This is a genomic window from Streptomyces bugieae, assembly GCF_036352915.1.
GTDB classification, from domain to species: Bacteria; Actinomycetota; Actinomycetes; order Streptomycetales; family Streptomycetaceae; genus Streptomyces; species Streptomyces endophytica.
This window is the reverse complement of the sequence record NZ_JAZBJP010000005.1, coordinates 116332-139144: the sequence shown is the minus strand read 5'-3', so window position 1 is coordinate 139144 and position 22813 is coordinate 116332. Positions and strand designations below refer to the sequence as shown.

Below are 22813 nucleotides of genomic sequence, written 5' to 3'. Positions count from 1 at the left end.
GGGCCTCGTGGGCGTCAGGCGTCGCGGCAGATGAGGAGCAGGGCGCGGTCGTCGTTGACGTCCTTGGCGACGGCCTCGATGAGGTGCCAGGCGGCGCCGGCGAAGCCGCTGGCGACGTAGCGGTCCGCCTCGCCGGTGAGGCGGTCGATGCCCTCGGCGATGTCGCGGTCGGCGGCCTCGACCAGCCCGTCGGTGAAGAGCATCAGGACGTCGCCGGGCCGCAGGGTGCCCTTGACCGGGTCGAACTGGGCGCCGTCGTAGACGCCGAGCAGCGGCCCGTCCCCGGGCTTCTCCTCCCAGCGGCCGCTGCCGGCGCTGAGCTGGAGGGCCGGCAGATGGCCCGCGGAGAGGAGTTCGTAGTCGCCGGATTCCAGGTCGAGGACGAGGTGGATGGAGGTGGCGAAGCCCTCGTCCCAGTCCTGGCGGAGGAGGTATCCGTTGGCCGCCGGGAGGAAGCCGTGCGGCGGGAGGGAGCCGAGCAGTCCGCCGAAGGCGCCGGAGAGCAGCAGGGCGCGGGAGGCGGCGTCCATGCCCTTGCCGGAGACGTCGGTGAGGACGACTTCGAGGATGTTGCCGCCGTGCGTGCGGGAGGCCACGACGAAGTCGCCGGAGAAGGACTGGCCGCCGGCCGGGCGCAGCGCCATCTCGTGGTGCCAGCCCTTCGGGAGCCGGGGCAGCTTGCTCTGGACCCGGATGCGTTCGCGCAGGTCGAAGAGCATGGTGCCGCCGCGCCGCCAGGGCACGCCGACGCGGCTGCGGAACTGGGCGATGAGCAGGCCGAAGAGCCCGACCGCGGCGACGACCAGGACGGTGCCCGGGGTGATCCGGTCGGGGCCTTCCTCGTACGGGCCGAAGAGCGCGGCCTCGACGACGAGGGCGGCGGCGGAGGCGCCGTAGAGGACGAGGAGGTTGGCGGGGCGGAGGAGCAGGCCGCCGGCGATGACGGGGAGGACCAGGGCGGTCGGGGCGATCCATTCGGGGCGCCAGAGGGTGCCGGCGGCGATGGCGGGGATGGCGAACAGCAGGGCGGCCAGTGCGAAGTGGTCGGAGCCCTCGCCGCGGAAGTAGTCGACCCCGGCCTTGCGCACGCCGACGCGGGCCCGGTGCAGACCTTTGTGCACCCGGGCCGTCAGGGTTTCGGTTCCCGGGCCACTCGTCATCGCTCTGGGACCTTATCCACCCGTTCGGCGGCGCGTCGATTCGCCGCACGTCGCGCCGGCCAATTGCCGGGAAACCCCGTTCGAAATGCGGTCGCGCGGCCGGGGATCGTCCGATGAGCCGTGGTCGGAGGGGGTGTGGGGCGGTGCGATCGCGGGTATTACGCGGCGCCGCCAGGCCCTTGGCAGCCCGGGCACCAGAAGAGGTTGCGGGCGGCGAGGCCGGCGGTGCGGATCTCGGTGCCGCAGATGTGGCAGCCCTGCCGGTCGCGGCGGTAGACGTAGACCTCGCCGCCGTGGTCGTCGACGCGGGGCGGGCGGCCCATGGCCTCGGGGGTGTGCTCGGGGCGGACGGTGTCGATGCGGTTGTGGCGGACGCCTTCGCGCAGGAGGGCGACCAGGTCCGACCAGATGGCGTCCCATTGCGCGCGGGTGAGGTCGCGGCCGGCGCGGTACGGGTCGATGCCGTGGCGGAAGAGGACCTCCGCGCGGTAGACGTTGCCGACCCCGGCGATGATCTTCTGGTCGAGGAGCAGCGCCGCGATGGTCGTCCGGCTGCGGGAGATCCGCAGCCAGGCGCGGCCGCCGTCGTCGTCGGGGCGCAGCGGGTCGGGGCCGAGCCGGTCGTGTATGGCCTGCTTCTCGGCGTCGGTGATCAGTGCGCAGGTGGTGGGGCCGCGCAGGTCGGCGTAGGCGTCCGGGTTCGCCAGCCGCAGCCGGACGGTGTCGGTGGGCGGCGAGGGGGGTCCCCCCTGGACCGGAGCTTGTCGGAGGTCCTTGGGGGACGGGGCGGTGCCGAAGCCGACCTTGCCGAAGAGACCGAGGTGGATGTGGATCCAGCGGTCCGGGCCGAAGCCGAGGAAGAGGTGTTTGCCGTGCGCCTCGGTGGTGTCGAGCACCTGGCGGTCGACGAGGGCCGCGCCGTCGGAGAACTTGCCCTGGGGGCTGGTCGCCCGGACCTGCTGCCCGAGGAAGCGCTCGGCGTAGTCCGCGGCGAGGCGGTGGATGGTGTGGCCCTCGGGCACGCGGTGTCCTCCGGTGGGCGCGCCCGCCCGCCCCGGGGCGGCGGGGCGGGCGGGCGGCGGCGACGAACGGGTGGGTCAGCCCTGCGGGTGGTGTGCGGGGATGGCCGGGAGGTCGCCGGTGGTCTCGTACGCGGAGAGCATCTCGATGCGGCGGGTGTGCCGCTCCTCGCCGGAGTACGGGGTGTTGAGGAAGACCTCGATGAACCTGGTCGCCTCGTCCTGGGTGTGCATCCGGCCGCCGACGGAGATGACGTTGGCGTTGTTGTGCTCGCGGCCGAGCTTGGCGGTCTCCTCGCTCCAGGCCAGCGCGGCGCGTACGCCCTTGACCTTGTTGGCGGCGATCTGCTCGCCGTTGCCGGAGCCGCCGATCACGATGCCGAGGCTGTCCGGGTCGGCAGCGGTCTTCTCCGCGGCGCGGAGGCAGAACGGCGGGTAGTCGTCCTGGGCGTCGTAGAGGTGAGGACCGCAGTCGACGGGCTCGTGGCCGTTGGCCTTGAGCCACTCGACGAGGTGGTTCTTGAGTTCGAAGCCGGCATGGTCGGAACCGAGGTACACGCGCATGCGATGAGTGTGACACGCGCCGCCCGGGGTAGGCGCCGCCGGGTCCGCCGGTGGTCGTGCCCCCGAAATCGCGCAGGGAACCGCCCCCCGCCTTCCGTACGCATGCTCAAGGCGCAACTGCCCAGTGTTTCGGACAACAATCCCGGATTGGACCTTCCAATCATCGGGTCAACGAAGATCTAATGCGGGGGTTGCATCCGCCAACCACGAAGGACGGTGCCCATGGGCGCGCACCCGCCGGACGGGCTGCAGGCCGGTCTGAAGAACCGCCATTTGTCGATGATCGCCATCGGCGGGGTGATCGGAGCCGGGTTGTTCGTCGGCTCGGGCGCCGGTATCGCGGCCGCCGGGCCGGGCATCCTGCTCTCCTACGCGCTGACCGGGCTGCTGGTCGTGCTGGTGATGCGGATGCTGGGCGAGATGGCCGCGGCCTCACCGACGTCCGGGTCGTTCTCGGCGTACGCGGACCGGGCGCTGGGCCGCTGGGCCGGGTTCACGATCGGCTGGCTGTACTGGTTCTTCTGGTCGGTGGTGCTGGCCGTCGAGGCGACCGCGGCCGGTGCGATCCTCACCGGGTGGATCCCGGCCGTCCCGCAGTGGGCCTGGGCGCTGCTGGTGATGATCGTGCTGACCGGCACCAACCTGATCTCGGTGGGCTCGTTCGGCGAGTTCGAGTTCTGGTTCGCCGGGATCAAGGTCGTGGCGATCGTGGTGTTCATCGTGGTCGGCGCGCTGGCGATCTTCGGGCTGCCGCCGGGGGACGGCGCGGTGGGGATGACGAACCTGACCGGGCACGGCGGGTTCCTGCCGCACGGGCCGGGCGCGATCCTCTCCGGCATGCTGCTGGTGGTCTTCTCCTTCATGGGCAGCGAGATCGTCACGCTGGCGGCGGGCGAGTCGCCCAACCCGGTGCAGGCCGTCCGCAAGGCCGTCAACAGCGTGATCTGGCGGATCGCGCTGTTCTACCTGGGCTCGATCGCGGTGATCGTGACGCTGCTGCCGTGGAACGACCCGGCGGTGAACAAGAGCCCCTACGTGGCGGTGCTCAAGTCGCTGGACATCCCGTACGCCGGCACCGTGATGGACGTCGTGGTGCTGACCGCGGTGCTGTCCTGTCTGAACTCCGGGCTGTACACGGCCTCCCGGATGGCGTTCTCGCTGGGGCAGCGCGGCGATGCGCCGAAGTCGTTCGCCTCCGTCAACAAGGGCGGGGTGCCGGCGGTGGCGATCTGGGCGTCGGTCGCGTTCGGCTTCATCGCGACGATCTTCAGCTACACGTCGAAGGACACCGTCTTCCAGTTCCTGCTGAACTCGTCCGGCGCGGTGGCGCTGTTCGTGTGGCTGGTCATCTGCTTCTCGCAGCTGCGGATGCGCCGGACCCTGGAGCGCGAGACGCCGGAGCGGCTGACCGTGCGGATGTGGCTGTACCCCTGGCTGACGTACGCGACGATCGCGCTGATCGTGTTCGTCGTGGGCTACATGTTCTACGACCCGGACGGCCGGGAGCAGATGGTGCTCTCGGTGGTCGCGGCCGTGGTGGTGCTGGCGGTCGGGCTGGTGCTGGAGCGGCGGCGGGGGCGGGAGAAGCCGACGGTGGTACCCGGCGATGCCGCCGAGGCAGTCGAGGCCGCCGACCGCGGGTAACCGCGGGAACAGGCAAGGGCGGGGCCCGCACCGGGATCGGTGCGGGCCCCGCCCTTCGTCGTCGTCCGGCCGGCGGTCAGTCGCGGCGGCCGGCGAGCTTCCACGCGGTCGGCAGCGCGCCCATGGCCAGCGCGGCCTTGAGGGCGTCGCCGAACAGGAAGGGAACGAGGCCGACGGCGACGGCCTTGTCGAGCGACATGCCGGTGCTCAGCGCGAGGTAGGGCACGCCGAGGGCGTAGATCACGGCGGTGCCGGCGGCCATCGTGGCGGCGGTGCGCAGCACCCCGCGGTCCCCGCCGCGCCGGGCCAGCGCGCCGACCAGGCCGGAGGCGAGCAGCATGCCGACGATGTAGCCGAAGGTGGGGCCGGCGAAGCCGGAGGTGCCGTCGGCGAACCAGGGCATGCCGGCCATGCCCGCCAGGGCGTACAGGGCCAGGGAGAGCAGACCGCGGCGGGCGCCGAGCGCGGTGCCGACCAGGAGGGCGGCGAAGGTCTGGCCGGTGACCGGGACCGGGGAGCCGGGGACCGGGAGGGCGATCTGGGCCGCGAGGCCGGTGAGCACGGCGCCGCCGGCGACCAGGGCTGCGTCGCGGGCGCGGGCGCGGGAGGCGGTGGCGGCCGGCAGCAGGTCGGCCAGGACGGTGCCGGGGCGGGTGAGGGCGGCGGTGCTCATCGGGACTCCGCGGGTGTGAGAGGGATCGGGACGGGTGGGGACGCTGTGACGTTAGTCCAGCGGGCCGCCGGCGATCATCGTGTGGCGGCGACAAAGCCGCGGGGGCCCGCTTGGAGACTTCCGAACAACCGCCAGAATGCCCGCCTCAGTTGGGGCGCGCGGCGTCTTTGCAGGTCACGTGATGCTCATCACGGAGCGGGCGGCTTCCGGGCGCCGGTTTTGTGGTAGCGCGCGAGGTGCGGCGACACTGGGTCCGCCCCGCGGTGACCTGTGGAGTTCCCCCAAACCCGCCGGCGGCCCGGAGCGTGTGCCCGGCCGCCTTCGCCCCTGTGAGAGTTACGCACCCATGCACGAGACACCGACCACCGCCGGGCCGACCGCGTCCGGCGCGGGCGCCGGCGAGAAGGAGCCCCTGTCCGGCGGGCTCAAGCAGCGCCATCTGACGATGCTGGGGCTGGGCGGGGTGATCGGCGCGGGCCTGTTCGTGGGGTCCGGCGCGGGGATCGCGGTGGCCGGCCCGGGGATCGTGCTGTCGTACCTGATCGCGGGCGCGCTGGCGATGCTGATCATGCGGATGCTCGGCGAGATGTCGGCGGCGATGCCGGCGTCGGGGGCGTTCTCGGTGCACGCGGAGCGGGCGCTGGGGCGCTGGGCCGGGTTCAGCGTGGGCTGGCTGTACTGGTTCCTGCTGGTGGTGGTGCTCGCCGTGGAGGCGACCGGTGCGGCGCAGATCGCGCACGGCTGGCTGCCGGCGGTGCCGCAGTGGGGCTGGGTGCTGCTCTTCATGGTCGTCTTCACCGCGGCCAACCTCGCGGCGGTGAAGAACTTCGGCGAGTTCGAGTTCTGGTTCGCGGCACTGAAGGTCTTCGCGATCGTGCTGTTCCTGGGCCTGGGCCTGCTGGCGGTCTTCGGGGTACTGCCCGGGACCGCACCGGTGGGGACGTCGAACCTCACCGGGCAGGGCGGGTTCCTGCCGCACGGCTGGGCCGGGGTGGTCTCCGGCGTGCTGGCCGTGGTGTTCGCCTTCGGCGGGCTGGAGGTCGTCACCATCGCCGCGGCCGAGTCGGACGACCCGGCGCGGGCGGTGGGCCGGGCGGTGCGCAGCGCGGTGTGGCGGATCCTGTTCTTCTACGTGGGCTCGATGCTGGTGATCGTGGCGCTGCTGCCGTGGTCGTCGATCCGGCCGGGCCAGAGCCCGTACGTCGCGGTGCTGGACCACATCGGGGTGCCGGGCGCCGGGCAGATCATGAACGTGGTGGTGTTCGTGGCGCTGCTGTCGGCGCTGAACGCCAACCTCTACGGCTCGTCGCGGATGGTGTTCTCGCTGGCCGAGCGGGGCGAGGCGCCGCGCTGGCTGCTGGCGGTGTCGGGCGGGGTGCCGCGCCGGGCCGTGCTGGCGTCGGTGGCGTTCGGGTTCGTGTCGGTGCTGCTGAATCTGAAGTGGCCGGATTCGGTCTTCCTCTATCTGCTCAACGCGGTCGGCGCGGTACTGCTGTTCGTGTGGGGGCTGATCGCCGTCTCCCAGCTGCGGCTGCGCCGGCGGATCGAGCGCGAGGCACCGCAGAAGCTGACCCTGCGGATGTGGGCGTTCCCGTATCTGACGTGGGTGGCGCTGCTGGCCATGGGCGGGGTCGTGGTGCTGATGCTGACCGATGACACGGCCCGGCCGCAGCTGCTGTGGTCGGCCGGGGCGACCACGGCGGTGCTGCTGGTGGCCGGCGGGCGGGAGCTGCGGGAGCGGCGCCGGCGGACCCGTGAAGCCACCGGTCCGGTTTCACCGGGTGTCGCAATCGACGCTGATTCAGGCACGCACGGTGACGATCACGTCTGAATACCGAACATTCGCTGCACGACTGTTGCCCTGAGCGGACACCGGCACCCAAACTGAGCCAGCTTTGCCGAGGACCCCGGAGTTGAGCCGTCGGCGGCCCCCGCGCGACCGCCTGCCCCGGCAGGGGCCCGCCCGGGGACCCGGCAGCACGTCGCGCCGGTCGCGGCACCGGGAGAACGCAGTAACGCTCTTGCTCCGCTCTCATCTACTGGGACAGGTACGACATGAATCGGACACCCTCGTCCGCCGCACCCGCGCGCGAGCAGACCGACCTGGCGGCGGGCGCCGACGGCGGCCCCTCGCTGTCCAACGGCCTCAAGCAGCGCCACCTCTCGATGATCGCCCTGGGCGGGGTGATCGGCGCCGGCCTCTTCGTCGGCTCGCGTGAGGGCATCGCGGCGGCCGGCCCCTCGATCGTGCTGGCCTACGCCGTCTCCGGCGCCCTGGTCATGCTGGTCATGCGGATGCTCGGCGAGATGGCCGCGGCCAACCCGGCCTCCGGCTCCTTCTCCGTGCACGCCGAGCGGTCCATCGGCTCCTGGGCCGGCTTCACCGTGGGCTGGATGTTCACCGCGCTGCTGTGCGTGGCGGTGGCCGCCGAGGCGCTGGGCGCCGCGGACGTGATGCACCAGTGGTTCCCGTCCACCGAACCGTGGATGTGGGTCCTGCTGTTCATGGTGATCTTCACCGGGACGAACCTGGCCGCGGTCTCCAACTTCGGTGAGTTCGAGTTCTGGTTCGCCGCCCTGAAGGTCGCCGCGATCGGCATCTTCCTGGTCCTGGGCGTGCTGGCGATCCTCGGCGTGCTGCCCGGCACCCAGGCGCCCGGCGCCTCGCACCTCACCGGTGACGGCGGCTTCCTGCCCAAGGGCGTGGACGGCCTGATGGTCGGTCTGCTGGCGTCGGTGTTCGCGTACGGCGGTCTGGAGACGGTGACCATCGCGGCCGCCGAGTCCAAGGACCCGGTGCGCGGGGTGGCCCGCGCGGTGCGCACCGCGATGTGGCGGATCGCCCTGTTCTACGTCGGTTCGATGGCCGTCATCGTCACCGTCATCCCCTGGAGCGCCCCGTCGATCGCCAAGTCCGGCCCGTACGTGGCGGTCCTGGACTACCTGAAGATCCCGGCGGCCGGCCAGATCATGAACGTGGTCATCCTGGTGGCGCTGCTGTCCGCGGTGAACGCCAACATCTACGGCTCCTCGCGGATGGCGTACTCGCTGATCTCCCGCGGACAGGGCCCGGCCGTGCTGGGCAAGGTCAGCGGTGGGGTGCCGCGCCGCGCGGTGCTGCTGTGCTCGGCGTTCGGCTTCCTCGCGGTGCTGTTCAGCTTCCTGTGGCCGACCACGGTCTTCCAGTGGCTGCTGAACATGGTCGGCGCCGCCGTCCTGGTGGTGTGGGGCTTCATCGCCGTCGCCCAGCTGCGGATGCGCCGTCAGCTGGAGCGTGAGGCGCCGGAGAAGCTCGTGGTGAAGATGTGGGCCTTCCCGGTGCTGACGTGGGTGGCGCTGGCGGGCATCGTCGCCGTGCTGCTGCTGATGCTGCGGGACGACAACCAGCGCATCCAGCTGCTGTTCACCGGCGGCTTCGGGGTCGTGCTGACCCTGGTCGGGCTGCTGCGGCAGCAGTCGCTCGGCAACAGGCGGAGCGAGCCGGCCGACTTCTAGCCGGCCCGGCCGGCCCAACGGCCGCGCACCGGCGCCCATCCCGGCATTCCGCGCAGGCGGGGCGGGACCTCCATCCGAGGTCCCGCCCCGCCTTACGTCTTTGGGACCGGGTCCGTGCCCGTACCCGGCCGAAGATCGCTCCTGCTGGTAGCGTGCTCTTGCACATTGATTGCAACTACTGCTTTGACGCAGCTTGGAGGCGGGATCGGCATGGCCACCTACACACTTCCTGAACTTCCGTACGACTACGCGGCGCTGGCACCGGTCATCAGCCCCGAGATCATCGAGCTGCACCACGACAAGCACCACGCGGCCTACGTCAAGGGCGCGAACGACACCCTGGAGCAGCTCGCCGAGGCCCGCGACAAGGACCAGTGGGGCAGCATCAACGGCCTGGAGAAGAACCTCGCGTTCCACCTCTCCGGCCACATCCTGCACAGCATCTACTGGCACAACATGACCGGTGACGGCGGCGGTGAGCCGCTGGAGAAGGACGGTGTGGGCGAGCTGGCCGACGCGATCGCCGAGTCCTTCGGCTCCTTCGCCAAGTTCAAGGCGCAGCTGTCGAAGTCCGCGGCGACCACCCAGGGCTCCGGCTGGGGCGTGCTGGCCTACGAGCCGGTCACCGGCCGGCTGATCGTCGAGCAGATCTACGACCACCAGGGCAACGTCGGCCAGGGCTCGGTGCCGATCCTGGTCTTCGACGCCTGGGAGCACGCGTTCTACCTGCAGTACAAGAACCAGAAGGTGGACTTCATCGAGGCCATGTGGCGGGTCGTGAACTGGCAGGACGTGGCCAAGCGGTACGCGTCGGCCAAGGAGCGCGCGCACAACCTGCTGCTGGCGCCGTAACACCCGGCAGGCTCCTGCCTCGTGATCGTCTTCTCACCCTTCACCTGGCAGGCGGAAAAACGGCGAGGCCCCACGAGGACGTGACTCGTGGGGCCTCGCCCATGCGGGCGGTACGTCGGGTGCCGCGGCTCAGTCGAAGATCGGCCCCTGGGTGCGGGTGCGCTTGATCTCGTAGAAGCCGGGGATGGACGCCACCATCAGCGTGCCGTCCCAGAGCTTCGCGGCGTCCTCGCCCTTGGGAGCGGGGGTGACCACCGGCCCGAAGAAGGCGATCTGCTCGCCGTCGGAGCCGGGCACGGCGATGACCGGGGTGCCGACCTCCTGGCCGACCAGGTCGATGCCCGCCTTGTGGGAGGCACGCAGCTCCTGGTCGTAGGTGTCCTTGTCGGCGTACTCGATCAGCTCGGCGGGCAGGCCGGCGTCGTCGAGGGCGGCGGCGATGCTCTCGGGGGTCACGCCGAGGCCCTCGTTGTGGAAGCGGGTGCCGAGCGCGGTGTAGAGCCGGCCGACGGCCTCGTCGCCGTGCAGCTGCTGCGCGGCGATCACCACGCGGACCGGGCCCCACGCCTTGCCGCCGGGGCGCATGTTCTCGGCGTACTCCTCGGGCAGCGTGTCGAGCTTGTCCTCGTTGAGGACCGCCAGGCTCATCACGTGCCAGCGCACCTCCACCGGGCGGACCTTCTCCACCTCCAGCATCCAGCGGGAGGTCATCCAGGCCCAGGGGCACAGCGGGTCGAACCAGAAGTCTGCCGGGGTCTTCGGGGTGTCGGACACGTCGTCGTCTCCTCGTGAGAGCGGTGTGATCGATGGTGTATCGGTGGTGTTCTGCCGCGGACGGTTCAACCGCGGGCGGGCGTGCCATGATTCCCCGTGTTCGATATTCGAGACGAGGACGAGGGAGTCACGTCGTGCCAGGTGAGAATCTGTCCCGGGACGAGGCACGTCAGCGGGGCCGGCTGCTGAGCGTCGACGCCTACGACGTGGCGCTGGACGTCCGCTCAGCGGTCGCCGAGGGGGACGCCGCGGCCACGTTCCGGTCGCGCACGACGATCCGCTTCCGCTGCGCCGAGCCGGGCGCCGCCACCTTCGCCGATCTGCTGGCGCCGGAGGTCACCTCGGTCACCCTCAACGGCCGGGAGCTGGACCCCGCCGAGGTCTTCGACGGCACCCGGATCGCGCTGGACGGCCTGGCCGCCGAGAACACCCTCGTCGTCGACGCGCGGTGCGCCTACAGCCGGACCGGCGAGGGCCTGCACCGCTTCGTGGACCCCGAGGACGGCGAGGTCTACCTCTACACCCAGTACGAACCGGCCGACGCCCGCCGGGTCTTCGCCAATTTCGAACAGCCGGACCTGAAGGCGCCGTTCACCTTCGAGGTGACCGCCCCCGAGGGATGGGTGGTGCTGAGCAACGGCGCCCAGGAGGGCGAGGCCGAGGGCGGGGCGCACCGGTTCGCCACGACCCAGCCGATCTCCACGTACATCACGGCCGTGGTCGCCGGGCCGTACCACTACGTCTCCGACAGCTACCACCGCACCTTCGACGACGGCACCGAGCTGGAGATCCCGCTGGGCGCGCTCTGCCGCAAGGGCCTGGCCAAGCACTTCGACGCGGACGACGTCTTCACCGTCACCAAGCAGGGCCTGGACTTCTTCCACGACCACTTCGACTTCCCGTACCCGTTCGGGAAGTACGACACCGCGTTCGTGCCGGAGTACAACCTCGGCGCGATGGAGAACCCGGGCTGCGTCACCTTCCGCGAGGAGTTCATCTTCCGCGGCAAGGTCACCGAGGCGTCCTACGAGCGGCGCGCCAACGTCATCCTGCACGAGATGGCGCACATGTGGTTCGGCGACCTGGTGACCATGCAGTGGTGGGACGACCTGTGGCTCAAGGAGTCCTACGCGGACTTCATGGGCGCCTTCGCGCTGGTGGAGGCCACCCGCTTCGCGAACGGCTGGATCACCTTCGCCAACCGCCGCAAGGCCTGGGCGTACCGCGCCGACCAGCTGCCGTCCACCCACCCGGTCACCGCCGACATCCGTGACCTGGAGGACGCCAAGCTCAACTTCGACGGCATCACGTACGCCAAGGGCGCCGCGGTGCTCAAGCAGCTGGTGGCGTACGTGGGGCAGGAGGCGTTCCTGGAGGGCGCCCGGCGCTACTTCAAGCGCCACGCGTACGGCAACACCCGGCTCACGGACCTGCTGGCCGTACTGGAGGAGACCTCGGGCCGGGACATGGCGGCCTGGTCGCGGGCCTGGCTGGAGACCGCGGGCGTCAACTCCCTCACCCCGGAGGTGCGTTACGACGCCGAGGGGCGGATCGCGGAGCTGGCCGTCCGCCAGGAGGCGGCGCCCGAGCAGCCCGAACTGCGGCCGCACCGGGTCGCGGTGGGCCTCTACCGCCGGCAGGACGCCTCGTCCGGGAGCGGCCACCCGGCGCTGGTGCGGTACGCCCGGGCCGAGGTGGACGTCGCCGGGCCGCGGACGGCCGTGCCGGAGCTGGCCGGCGCCGAGCGGCCCGAGCTGATCCTGGTCAACGACGACGACCTGACGTACTGCAAGGTCCGCTTCGACGCGGACTCCCTGGCGACGCTGCGGAGCCGGCTCGGCGAACTGACCGACCCGATGGCGCGGGCGCTGTGCTGGGCGGCGCTGTGGGGGCTGACCCGCGACGGGCTGCTGCCGGCCCGGGACTACCTCGGCCTGGTGCGGCGGTTCGCCGGCCGGGAGACCGACATCGGCGTGCTGCAGTCGCTGCACGGGCAGGCCCAGGCGGCGCTGGAGCAGTACACCGCGCCGGACCACCAGGAGGCCGCCGGGCGCGAGCTGGCCGAGGGCGCGCTGGCGGAGCTGCGGCGGGCCGAGCCGGGCAGCGGCCATCAGCTGTCCTGGGCGCGGCACTTCGCCGCGGTGGCCGCCTCGCCGGCGGACCTCGCGCTGCTCCAGGGGCTGCTCGACGGCACCGGGACGATCGACGGGCTGGAGGTGGACCAGGAGCTGCGCTGGGCACTCCTGGCGCCGCTGGCCGCGCACGGGGTGGCGGACGAGGCGGTGATCGCCGCGGAGCTGGCCCGCGACGACACCGCGTCGGGCAAGCGCCACCAGGTGCGGTGCCTGGCGGCCCGGCCGTCGGCGGAGGTCAAGGAGCAGGCGTGGGCGGACGTGGTGGAGTCCGACGCGCTGTCCAACGCGCTGGTGGAGGCGACCATCGCCGGGTTCGCGCAGCCGGACCAGCGGGAGCTGCTGGCGCCGTTCGCGCCGCGCTACTTCGCCGCGATCGAGCGGGTGTGGCGCGAGCGGTCCATCGAGATCGCGATGGACGTGGTGCGCGGGCTGTTCCCGGCCTGGCTGGTGGAGCACGCCACCCTGGAGGCGGCGGACGGCTGGCTGGACGGGCATCCGCAGGCCGCGCCGGCGCTGCGCCGGATCGTGCTGGAGGAGCGGGACGACCTGGCCCGGGCGCTGCGCGCACAGGCTTGTGACGAGGCGGCCGGGGCGAGGCCGTAACCTCCCTGCCGACCAGCTCTTTTCGGCAGTCGAACGCCCGTACTTTAGCCCAGGATTGTCCGGTTCCTGGCACGGGCGTGTAACAGCGGTTAGGGGGCGGAGCGGGCGCGGGAATCGCCACGGCATGAACCACGACACCCCGCTCTCGCCCCTTCCCCTCCGTCACCTCTCCGATGTCCGCTGCAAGGTCCTGACCACCCATCAGCTCCGCCAGCACGGTGTGACAGCGGCCGAGACCACCGAGCGCTGCCGCCCCGGCGGCTGCTGGCAGCAGGTGCTCCCCGGTATCTATCTGCTCCATCCCGGGCCGCCCACCAGCGAGGAACGGCTGCAGGCGGTGCTGCTGTACGCCAGTCACCGGGGGCCGACGGTGCCCCGGCAGAGCTCCTCCGACGCCCCCGCCGAGGCGATGATCACCGGCCTGGCGGCGCTCGCCCTGCACGGCTTCTCGGAGGCGCCCCCGCTGCTCGCCCTGGACCGCATCGAGGTGCTGGTCGCCCGTACCCGGCGGCTGCGCTCGACCGGCTTCGCGCAGATCGTCCGGACCGTGGAGCTGCCGGTGCCGCAGCAGGTCACCGGCGTGCCGACCGCCCCGGTGGCGCGTGCCCTGGCCGACGCGGTCGCCGGGCTTACCGACGCCTCGGCGGTGCGCCGGCTGCTGACCGAGGCGGTGCGCGGCGGGCACTGCGAGGCGCCGGTGGTGGTGCGCGAGCTGAGCCGGGCCCGGCTGCTGACCCGTCCGCATGTGGTGGACGCGGTCGACACCCTGCTCGCCGAGGGCCGCGCGCTGGCCGAGCAGCGGCTGTACGCGATGGTGCGCGACCACGACCTGCCGGACCCGCTGTGGAACGTCGACCTGCGGCTGCCGGGCGGACCGCACCTGGGCGGGGTGGACGCCTTCTGGCCCGAGCACGGGGTGGCCCTGGAGATCGACACCCGCGCACCACGCCCCGAGGAGGACCCGCTCCACTCGGCCTTCGACCACAAGCGCGAACACCTGGAGCGCCTCGGCATCACCGTCGTCCGCTGCCTCCCCCGCACCCTCCGCGAGACCCCCGCCCACCAGGCCGCCGTCGTCCGCACGGCCCTCATGGCCGCCCCGGACCGCGAACCGAGCGCGTACGTGGTGGCACTGCCACGCTGAGCGGCCGTCCCGACCCGACACCTGAACTCGCGCTCCGGCCACACACTCGGTGCACCCTGCCCGGGTACGCGGTCCTCGATCCGGCCGCGCGGCTGGTCCGGCCCTGCCCCGGTACGCGGTCCCCGGCCCGGCCACGCTCCCGGTACGTCGTCCCCGGCCCGGCCACGTTCCCGGTGCGCCCCTGCCCCGATACGCCGTCCCCGACCCCGGCCGTGCGCCCGATACGGCCCCGTCCCGGCACGCCGTCCCCGAACCAGCCACGCTCCCGATACGGCCCCGACCCGGCCACGCTCCCGATGCGGCCTCGCCCCGGTGCGCCGTCCCACGCCCCGGTCCGGCCCCTCGTCGTACGCCGTCCCCGCCCGGCCCGGCCCCTCGTCGTACGCCGTCCCCGCCCGGTCCGGCCCCTCGCGGTCCGGCCCCTCGCGGTGCGACCCCGGGACAGGTGCGTCCCCGCTCCCGGAATACCCGCCCCACCCCGCCTCGTTGTGGCCCCGTAGGGGGTGCTCGTGTCCCCTACGGGATCCGTTCGGCCAGGCCCTAGGTGTCCCGAGGCCCGGTGTCCCGCAAGGCCGCGCCGCCCCTCAGGCGCCGGCCGGCCACGCCCGGTCCGCCCCCCGACTCCCGCCCCTCACGCCCGCTTCAGCAGCAGTTCGACGTTGCGGTCGCGGGCCGTGCCGGCCAGGTCCGTGCGGGCCTCGGGGGCGTTGAAGGACAGTTCGCGGTAGAGGGCGGCCAGGCCGGTCTGGGAGAGGTCGGTGAAGTCCGTGCGGTGCGGGGCGGCCGACTCGACGAGGGTGGCGATCAGCGACAGCGTGCCGTCGTGGTTGTCGACCAGCTCGATGACCCGGGCCAGTTGCGGGAAGTCGATGTGCGAGGCGGTGGAGACCTCCCAGAAGGTGCCGTGCGGGACGATCTCGTTCTTGTGGCTGTGGCCGTTGATCCAGCCGACGACCCGGGGGTGGGCGGCCAGCAGCTCGATCAGTTCGGCGCCGCCGTGCCGCTTCTCGTGCGGACGGGCCGGGTCGGGCCGGGTGTTGGTCATGGTCTTGCCGGTGTGGTGGCTGAAGACCAGCACGTGCGCCTTCTCGCCCCGCTCGTTCGCCTTCAGGGTCCGCTCCAGCCAGCGCAGTTGGGTCTCGCCTATCGAGCCGGTGTAGTGGCCGCCCGGATCGGTGGTGTCCAGGCTGATGCCCAGTACGTCGTCGGAGACCCGGAAGGTGTAGTAGAGGCGGTTCTCCTCCAGGGCGGCCGCGGTGTAGCCGTGGCCGTGCGGGCCGTGGCCGGTGTGCGCCGGGTCGAGGTGGGCGCGGAGGTACTCGGCACGGGTGAAGGGGGCGCGGCGCTCGTCGGGGGTGACCGTCCTGGCCTGCTTCGCGTGCGCCTTCAGCAGCCGCTTGAAGTCCGCGCCCTTGGGGTCGAGGCCGTCCTTGACCGCCTTCCAGACCTTGGCGGCCTCGGCGGCGGGCAGCGTCTCCAGCTTGCGGTGCCCGGTGGCGATCTCCGTCCAGAACGGGTCACCGGGGGCGTAGCAGCCGCCGGGCAGCGAGTCGTGGTTGCCGACCGTGGAGTACCACGGCAGCCGCAGCCCGGGGCTGTGGACGGTGCGGATCGCCGCGTCCAGGAAGCCGTGCAGCCGCGGGAAGCCCAGCTTCTTGTCGGCGTCGCGCAGCGGGCTGTCCGGCTGCCAGTAGAGGGCCAGTCCGCTGTCCTGGACGCCTTCGTAGCGGCGCGGGTCGCCGGAGTTGGGGGTGATCCGCCCGCCGCTCATCGCGGTGAGGAACCACTCCAGTTCCAGCTTGGAGTTGTTGTCGGTGTTGTCGCCGGTGGTCATCACGAACGCCAGCGGGGCGCCGGTGGCCGGCCCGCCCGGCAGCGCGTTGACCCGCTCGATCAGCGAGACGACGCCGGCCACGGACAGCGCCTCCTGCGGACGCCAGGCGCTGGCCGTCTGGGCGCGCAGGTACTCGTAGCGCAGCGGGTTCTGCACGTCGACCAGGTGGAGGTCGGTGAGCTGCACGAACGACGCCAGGGCGGTGCGGCGCCGGTCGCGTCCGCCGTGGGCGGCGGCCAGCTCGGTGCGGACCACCCGGCCCCAGCCCGGGCCGTCGGCCAGCCGCCGGTAGCCGCCACTGCCGCGCGGGGTGGCCACGCCGCCGAGGGTGGTGCCCTTGGTGTACGGGACGCGCGGGACGGCCGGGGCCTCGACGGAGACCGGGGCCGGGCCCGGGGTGACGGTGGTGGCGGCCTGGGCGGCCCGGTCGGGGCCGATGCCGAAGGCGAGGCCGAGCCCGGTGGCGGCGCCGGCGGCTCCGGTGGCGGTGAGGAACGTGCGGCGGTCGATGCGGGCGGTGGACCGGATGCGGGACATGCGCGAGCTCCCCGAGTGCGAACGCGAAGGCGGCCGGGACCGGTGGCCGGCGGGGGTGGGACTCCCCGCGGCCCTCCGGCGGCACAACTGCCCTGTCACCTGGGATCGTTGGCAGCGGGAATGACCTGCGCGTGAACGCCATCGCAACGCCGGGAACCCATCACCGCACAGGGATCTGCCGGTCACGGGACCGCCACGGCCCCCTGTCCCGCGGTGCGACCGCCGGTCACCGCGCGTTCACCGCACGGGGTATCACCGCCCGTCGCCGCCACGCACCGCACGCACTCATCACTTTCCGTGATCGCCGATCCCACCCCCCGGGGCGCCGCACCCTTCGCAGTCGCGACACACCGCGCGGCTACGTATGCGTACCGTCACGCTCCCGTACCTCGACCGCCACAGAATGGAATGGATTGGACAAGGCGACGGGTGTCACACACATGATGGAGGCACTACTGAGCAGGTGTTCCGAGCAGACACCTAAGTCAGGTCAGAAAGAAGGAGTCCCATGAGGGTCGGAATCGTCGGAGCCACCGGACAGGTCGGCGGCGTGATGCGGGGCATTCTCGCCGAGCGGAACTTCCCGGTCGAGCAGCTGCGGCTGTTCGCTTCGGCCCGGTCCGCCGGACGGACGCTGCCGTGGCAGGACACCGAGATCACCGTCGAGGACGCGGCGACCGCCGACTACTCGGGACTGGACATCGTCCTCTTCTCGGCCGGCGGTGCGACGTCCAAGGCGCTGGCGGAGAAGGTCGCCGCCGCCGGTCCGGTCGTGATCGACAACTCCTCGGCCTGGCGCCGTGACCCCGACGTCCCGCTGGTCGTCTCCGAGGTCAACCCGCAGGCGATCACGGACCGCCCCAAGGGCATCATCGCCAACCCGAACTGCACGACGATGGCCGCGATGCCGGTGCTGCGCCCGCTGCACGACGAGGCCGGCCTGGTCTCGCTGGTCGTCGCGACCTACCAGGCGGTGTCCGGCAGCGGCCTGGCGGGCGTGGAGGAGCTGGACGGGCAGGTCCGCAAGGCCGTCGAGCAGGACGCCACCAAGCTCACCCACGACGGCTCCGCGGTGGAGTTCCCCGAGCCGGACAAGTACGTCCGCCCGATCGCCTTCAACGTGCTCCCCATGGCCGGCTCGATCGTCGACGACGGTCTGGGCGAGACCGACGAGGAGCAGAAGCTCCGCAACGAGAGCCGCAAGATCCTGGAGATCCCGGACCTGAAGGTGTCCGGCACCTGCGTCCGCGTGCCGGTCTTCAGCGGCCACTCGCTCCAGATCAACGCCCGCTTCGCGCGGCCGATCAGCCCGGCCCGCGCCCAGGAGCTGCTGGCCGGCGCCCCCGGCGTCACCCTCTCCGACGTGCCGACCCCGCTCCAGGCCGCCGGCCAGGACGCCTCCTTCGTGGGCCGGATCCGCGCCGACGAGACCGTCGAGCACGGCCTGGCGCTGTTCGTCTCCAACGACAACCTCCGCAAGGGCGCGGCGCTGAACGCCGTGCAGATCGCGGAGCTGGTCGCCGCCGAGCTGCGCGGCTGACCCGTCCGCTCGCGGGCCGGTCAGCCCCGCCGCACCTCGAACTGGAAGCACCCGTACTCCACGGCCCGGACGTGCACCAGCGCCACCTCCGGGTCGGCGAACGCCTCGTCCAGGGCGGTGTCGAAGCCCGCCGTGGCGTCCTCGGGGATCTCCAGGAGCCGCCCGCCGACGATCCGGCCGGCCGCGTCGTAGCGCCGCAGGGTGCGCAGGGCGCCGGGCCGGTCGAAGGGGTACCGGTCCGCGCCGGCGTCCGGTCCCCCGCAGTCCTCCGCGTGGATGAACACCGGCCCCTGCTCGTCGTACGCCCCGGGCCGGGCCCCGGTGCCCGCCGCCCACCGCCGCAGCGGCGCGTACGACACGAGCGCCACCCGCTCCCCGGCCCGGATGGCCCGCAGACAGCACCGCAGCGGACTGCCGACGCAGTCCACCGGGACGCCGTCCTCCCGGGCGGTGTACGGCTCGGCGGCCCGCCCGGCGTCATCGGTCTCGCGGAGTTCCTTGAGCGCGGCGGGCGGGATGGGCAGCGGCGTGTAGGTCGTCATGGGTCCACGCTCCCGCGCGGACCGGCCGGGCGCCGGCGGGTATCGGACGACGTCCCCGGGGCCCGGCACCACGCCTCGTCGTCCGCTCCGACGAGACGCCCGGACGACCGGGCCGGCATGTTCGCCACTGTCCACGATCGGGTGGCGCCCCTGCCGTGGAAGGATGGCGGGATACGCGCATACGAGGACGCTTACGAGGAGATGACCTGGTGCCTGGCACGAATCTGACCCGCGACGAGGCGCAGCAGCGGGCGCAGCTGCTGAGCGTGGACGCGTACGAGATCGATCTCGACCTCTCCGGCGCGCAGCAGGGTGGTACGTACCGGTCCACGACCACGGTGCGGTTCGACGTCGCCCGGGCGGGCGCGGACTCGTCCATCGACCTGGTGGCGCCGGCCGTGCACAAGGTGGCGCTCAACGGCGAGCTGCTGGATCCGGCCTCGGTCTTCGAGGACTCGCGGATCGTGCTGCCGGGGCTGCGGGCCGGCCGCAACGAGCTGACCGTCGTCGCGGACTGCGCCTACACCAACACGGGCGAGGGCCTGCACCGGTTCGTCGACCCGGTGGACCAGCAGGCGTACCTGTACACGCAGTTCGAGGTGCCGGACGCCCGGCGGGTGTTCGCGTCGTTCGAGCAGCCGGACCTGAAGGCCACGTTCCAGTTCACCGTGAAGGCCCCGGAGGGCTGGACGGTGATCTCGAACTCGCCGACGCCGGAACCGGCCGACAACATCTGGCGGTTCGAGCCGACGCCGCGGATCTCGACGTATGTCACCGCGCTGATCGTGGGCCCGTACCACAGTGTGCACAGCACGTACGAGAAGGACGGGCGGACCGTGCCGCTGGGCATCTACTGCCGTCCGTCGCTGGCCGAGCACCTCGATGCGGACGCCATCTTCGAGGTCACCCGGCAGGGCTTCGACTGGTTCCAGGAGAAGTTCGACTACGCCTACCCGTTCGCGAAGTACGACCAGCTCTTCGTGCCGGAGTTCAACGCCGGTGCGATGGAGAACGCGGGCGCGGTGACCATCCGCGACCAGTACGTCTTCCGCTCGAAGGTGACCGACGCGGCCTACGAGGTGCGCGCCGAGACGATTCTGCACGAGCTGGCGCACATGTGGTTCGGCGACCTGGTCACCATGGAGTGGTGGAACGACCTGTGGCTGAACGAGTCGTTCGCCACCTACACGTCGATCGCCTGCCAGGCGTACGCGCCGGGCTCGAAGTGGCCGCACTCGTGGACCACGTTCGCCAACTCCATGAAGACCTGGGCGTACCGGCAGGACCAGCTGCCGTCCACCCACCCGATCATGGCCGAGATCCGTGATCTGGACGACGTGCTGGTGAACTTCGACGGGATCACCTACGCGAAGGGCGCCTCGGTCCTGAAGCAGCTGGTCGCGTACGTGGGGATGGAGGAGTTCTTCAAGGGCGTGCAGGCCTACTTCAAGCGGCACGCCTACGGCAACACCCGGCTGAGCGATCTGCTGGGCGCGCTGGAGGAGACCTCCGGCCGGGACCTCGCGACCTGGTCGAAGAAGTGGCTGGAGACCGCGGGGATCAACATCCTGCGGCCGGAGATCGAGGTGGGCGCGGACGGCGTGATCACCTCGTTCGCGGTGCGGCAGGAGGCCCCGGCGCTGCCGGCCGGCGCCAAGGGCGAGCCGGTCCTGCGGCCGCACCGGATCGCGATCGGCGCGTACGAGCTGGACGGCGCCGGCAAGCTGGTCCGCACCGAGCGGATCGAGCTGGACGTGGACGGCGAACTGACCGCCGTCCCGCAGCTGGTGGGCCAGCGGCGCCCGGCCGTGGTCCTGCTCAACGACGACGACCTGTCGTACGCGAAGGTGCGGCTCGACGAGGAGTCGCTGAAGGTGGTCACCGAGCACCTCGGGGACTTCACCGAGTCGCTGCCGCGGGCGCTGTCGTGGGCGTCGGCGTGGGACATGACGCGGGACGGCGAACTGGCCACCCGTGACTACCTGTCGCTGGTGCTGTCGGGCATCGGCAAGGAGTCCGACATCGGCGTGGTCCAGTCGCTGCACCGCCAGGTGAAGCTGGCCCTGGACCTGTACGCGGCGCCGGAGTGGCGCGAGACGGGCCTGGCCGCCTGGACCGAGGCCGCGCTCACGCACCTGCGGGCGGCCGAGCCGGGCAGCGACCACCAGCTGGCGTGGGCCCGGGCGTTCGCCGCGGCGGCGCGTACGGACGAGCAGCTCGCCCTGCTGCAGGGTCTGCTGGACGGCTCCGAGGAGATCGCCGGGCTGGCCGTGGACACCGAGCTGCGCTGGTCGCTGGTGCACCGGCTGGCGGCGACCGGCCGGGCGGACGAGAAGGCCATCGCGGCGGAGCTGGAGCGGGACCGGACGTCGGCGGGCGAGCAGCACGCCGCGACGGCGCGCGCGGCGCGTCCGACGGCGGAGGCGAAGGCCGAGGCCTGGGCGTCGGTCGTGGAGTCGGACAAGCTGCCCAACGCCGTGCAGGAGGCCGTCATCGGCGGCTTCGTGCAGACCGACCAGCGGGAGCTGCTGGCGCCGTACACCATGAAGTACTTCGCCGCGGTGAAGGAGATCTGGGAGGCCCGCAGCCACGAGATGGCCCAGCAGATCGCGGTCGGTCTCTACCCGTCGCTGCACGTCTCGCAGGAGACGCTGGACGCCACGGACGCCTGGCTGGACGCGGCCGACCCGAGCCCGGCGCTGCGCCGGCTGGTCACCGAGTCCCGGGCCGGGATCGAGCGGGCGCTCAAGGCCCAGGCGGCGGACGCGGCGACCGGCGCGGCGTAACCGGCGACGTCATCGGCCGGGGTGACCGGCCGACGTCACCGGCGGAACGACCGGCCGGAGTGACCGGCCGGTCATTCCGCCGGAGTTGGTGACGCCCGGCGTGGGGGTCCCCCCTGCTCCTTGAGAGCTTGGGGGAGGGCGCCTGATGCGCTGCCGTCCGCCGGGCGAGCCGTGGCCCCCGGGCCCGGGCCCCTCCTACGGGCCCGGTGGGCGAGCGAGGTGCGGCTCAGTGGCCCAACCGCCCGAGCGATGGGCTGCTCGGCCGCTGGACCGCTGCGCCGCTCAGCCGTTCAGCGCGTCGAAGCGGCGGCCGAGCTCGGCGCGGCCGGCCTCGGTGAGGGTGCCGTGCACCCGCATGCGGGCGAGGCCGCCGTCGGGGAAGACGTCCAGGCGGATGTGGGTGGCCGTGACGGTCTGCGGCAGCGTGAAGCGGTGCGGGGTGTCCGGCTGGAGCTTGGTCTTCGGCAGGATCTCGAACCAGGAGGACTCGTCGGCCGGGTCGCCGTCGCACCCCGACAGGGCGGCCCAGCCCGCGGAGTTGCCCTTGAGGTAGGCGGTGTCGATCTCCACCGCGCGTATCTCGCCCTGTGCGGCGAGGCGGAAGCGCACCCAGTCGTTGGTGCCCCTGACCCGGCGGCGGCGGTTCTCCCAGCCGTCGTCCATCTTGCGGGACAGGTCGGGCTGGATGATCTGGGTGGGCGAGGAGTAGAAGCGGTCCGAGGCGTCCTCGACGGTGCCGCCGTGCATCACGGAGGCCAGGTCGAGCGTGCCGAGCACGTCCAGCCACTCCGGGTCCGGTACGACCTCGCCGTGGACCCGGAGGCGGGCTATGCCGCCGTCGGGGTGCTGCTTGAGGCGGAGGTGGGTGAAGCGGCGCTCGGTGCTGACCTCGAAGCCGTTGGCGGCGTGCCCGCGGACGGGGGTGCGCGGGACGAGCTCCTCCCACTTCACGTCGGGGGCGAGCAGGTCCTCGGGGCCGGGGCTGCCGGGGAGCGAGGTGGCCTCGACGGTGACCTGCTGGGGGTAGTTGCCGCGGAAGTGGGCGGTGTCGACGATGATGCCGCGGATCACGCCGGGGGCGGCGAGGCGGATCAGCGCCCAGTCGTGCTCGTCGTCGGTCGGGAAGGGGTGGTCGCCGTCGGCACCGCGCCGGCGCCGGGTCTCCCAGCCGTCCATGATCTTGCCCTTGTGGCCGAAGTGCTCGGGGTCGAAGACCGCCGGGGTGGACTTCAGCAGGTTCTCGCGCTCGGCGAAGAACTCGTCGTTCGCGGCGATCACGCCGGCGCCGAAGCGGCGGTCGGCGAGGTCGACGAGCGAGGTGAACGCGAAGTCCCCGCCGCGGTAGTCGGCGTACGGGTCGCCGCCGGCGTACGGCTGGGCGTCGTTGGCGTGCGGATCAGTGGAGTGGGCGGCCGGGGTGGTGGTCATCGTTGCCCTTCGTGGCAGGAGGTGCGGACCACTCCACGGTCGCAGCGGCCACCCCACAGGTCCATCGAAAGTTTTTGAGGAAT

The 22813-nt window shown here is 72.2% G+C and carries 16 protein-coding genes; 8 read left to right on the top strand and 8 right to left on the bottom strand.

The features are described from left to right. Nucleotides 1–14 precede the first annotated feature (14 nt). The 3 genes from V2J85_RS13615 to V2J85_RS13605 all read right to left on the bottom strand — a co-directional run bounded on the left by V2J85_RS13615 (nt 15) and on the right by V2J85_RS13605 (nt 2743). Nucleotides 15–1160: a PP2C family protein-serine/threonine phosphatase gene (locus V2J85_RS13615; protein WP_261951469.1), complete on the bottom strand. Its 1146-nt coding sequence runs from the start codon at nt 1158–1160 to the stop codon at nt 15–17. Between the two features lie 158 nt (nt 1161–1318). Beyond that, nucleotides 1319–2182, bottom strand: a complete 864-nt coding sequence (locus V2J85_RS13610) for an Fpg/Nei family DNA glycosylase (RefSeq protein WP_330821722.1) — start codon at nt 2180–2182, stop codon at nt 1319–1321. Nucleotides 2183–2257: 75 nt separating this feature from the next. Then, a complete protein-coding gene (locus tag V2J85_RS13605; RefSeq protein WP_261951467.1) occupies nt 2258–2743 on the bottom strand; it encodes a ribose-5-phosphate isomerase in 486 nt (161 codons plus the stop codon). A gap of 222 nt (nt 2744–2965) precedes the next feature. On the opposite strand from V2J85_RS13605, the gene V2J85_RS13600 reads away from it, so the two are divergent. After that, entirely contained in the window at nt 2966–4387 is a 1422-nt protein-coding gene (locus V2J85_RS13600; protein ID WP_330821721.1) for an amino acid permease, read from the top strand. Between the two features lie 76 nt (nt 4388–4463). Here V2J85_RS13600 and V2J85_RS13595 read toward each other — a convergent pair whose 3' ends face one another. Continuing rightward, the gene (locus tag V2J85_RS13595) at nt 4464–5060 is read right to left on the bottom strand and encodes a biotin transporter BioY (RefSeq protein WP_330821720.1); all 597 of its coding nucleotides are present in this window, start codon (nt 5058–5060) and stop codon (nt 4464–4466) included. Between the two features lie 346 nt (nt 5061–5406). On the opposite strand from V2J85_RS13595, the gene V2J85_RS13590 reads away from it, so the two are divergent. The 3 genes from V2J85_RS13590 to V2J85_RS13580 all read left to right on the top strand — a co-directional run bounded on the left by V2J85_RS13590 (nt 5407) and on the right by V2J85_RS13580 (nt 9407). Beyond that, nucleotides 5407–6891, top strand: a complete 1485-nt coding sequence (locus V2J85_RS13590) for an amino acid permease (RefSeq protein ID WP_261951464.1) — start codon at nt 5407–5409, stop codon at nt 6889–6891. A gap of 224 nt (nt 6892–7115) precedes the next feature. Then, the gene (locus V2J85_RS13585) at nt 7116–8555 is read left to right on the top strand and encodes an amino acid permease (protein ID WP_261951463.1); all 1440 of its coding nucleotides are present in this window, start codon (nt 7116–7118) and stop codon (nt 8553–8555) included. Nucleotides 8556–8765: 210 nt separating this feature from the next. Continuing rightward, nucleotides 8766–9407, top strand: coding sequence for a superoxide dismutase (locus V2J85_RS13580; protein WP_261951462.1), 642 nt, complete (start codon nt 8766–8768; stop codon nt 9405–9407). Between the two features lie 129 nt (nt 9408–9536). Here V2J85_RS13580 and V2J85_RS13575 read toward each other — a convergent pair whose 3' ends face one another. Continuing rightward, on the bottom strand, nt 9537–10181 hold the full coding sequence (locus V2J85_RS13575) for a DsbA family protein (RefSeq protein WP_261951461.1): 645 nt from the start codon (nt 10179–10181) through the stop codon (nt 9537–9539). A gap of 134 nt (nt 10182–10315) precedes the next feature. On the opposite strand from V2J85_RS13575, the gene pepN (V2J85_RS13570) reads away from it, so the two are divergent. Next, nucleotides 10316–12919 carry an aminopeptidase N gene (gene pepN, locus V2J85_RS13570; RefSeq protein WP_261951460.1) on the top strand — a complete coding sequence of 868 codons (2604 nt, stop codon included), beginning with the start codon at nt 10316–10318 and terminating at the stop codon, nt 12917–12919. 124 nt (nt 12920–13043) lie between these two features. Next, on the top strand, nt 13044–14063 hold the full coding sequence (locus V2J85_RS13565) for a hypothetical protein (RefSeq protein ID WP_330821719.1): 1020 nt from the start codon (nt 13044–13046) through the stop codon (nt 14061–14063). A 631-nt stretch (nt 14064–14694) separates the two neighbouring features. Here the strand turns inward: V2J85_RS13565 and V2J85_RS13560 are convergent. After that, nucleotides 14695–16434, bottom strand: a complete 1740-nt coding sequence (locus tag V2J85_RS13560; protein ID WP_330821718.1) for a TIGR03767 family metallophosphoesterase — start codon at nt 16432–16434, stop codon at nt 14695–14697. Between the two features lie 508 nt (nt 16435–16942). Between V2J85_RS13560 and V2J85_RS13555 the strand changes: the two genes are divergently transcribed. Beyond that, nucleotides 16943–17974, top strand: a complete 1032-nt coding sequence (locus V2J85_RS13555; protein ID WP_330821717.1) for an aspartate-semialdehyde dehydrogenase — start codon at nt 16943–16945, stop codon at nt 17972–17974. 20 nt (nt 17975–17994) lie between these two features. Here V2J85_RS13555 and V2J85_RS13550 read toward each other — a convergent pair whose 3' ends face one another. Beyond that, nucleotides 17995–18516 (bottom strand): DUF1203 domain-containing protein, encoded by a 522-nt coding sequence (locus tag V2J85_RS13550; RefSeq protein ID WP_261951456.1) that lies wholly within the window; start codon nt 18514–18516, stop codon nt 17995–17997. Nucleotides 18517–18725: 209 nt separating this feature from the next. Between V2J85_RS13550 and pepN (V2J85_RS13545) the strand changes: the two genes are divergently transcribed. Next, nucleotides 18726–21302, top strand: coding sequence for an aminopeptidase N (gene pepN / locus V2J85_RS13545; RefSeq protein ID WP_330821716.1), 2577 nt, complete (start codon nt 18726–18728; stop codon nt 21300–21302). 282 nt (nt 21303–21584) lie between these two features. Here the strand turns inward: pepN (V2J85_RS13545) and alc are convergent, their stop codons facing one another. Next, nucleotides 21585–22730: an allantoicase gene (gene alc / locus V2J85_RS13540; RefSeq protein ID WP_261951454.1), complete on the bottom strand. Its 1146-nt coding sequence runs from the start codon at nt 22728–22730 to the stop codon at nt 21585–21587. Nucleotides 22731–22813 lie beyond the last annotated feature (83 nt).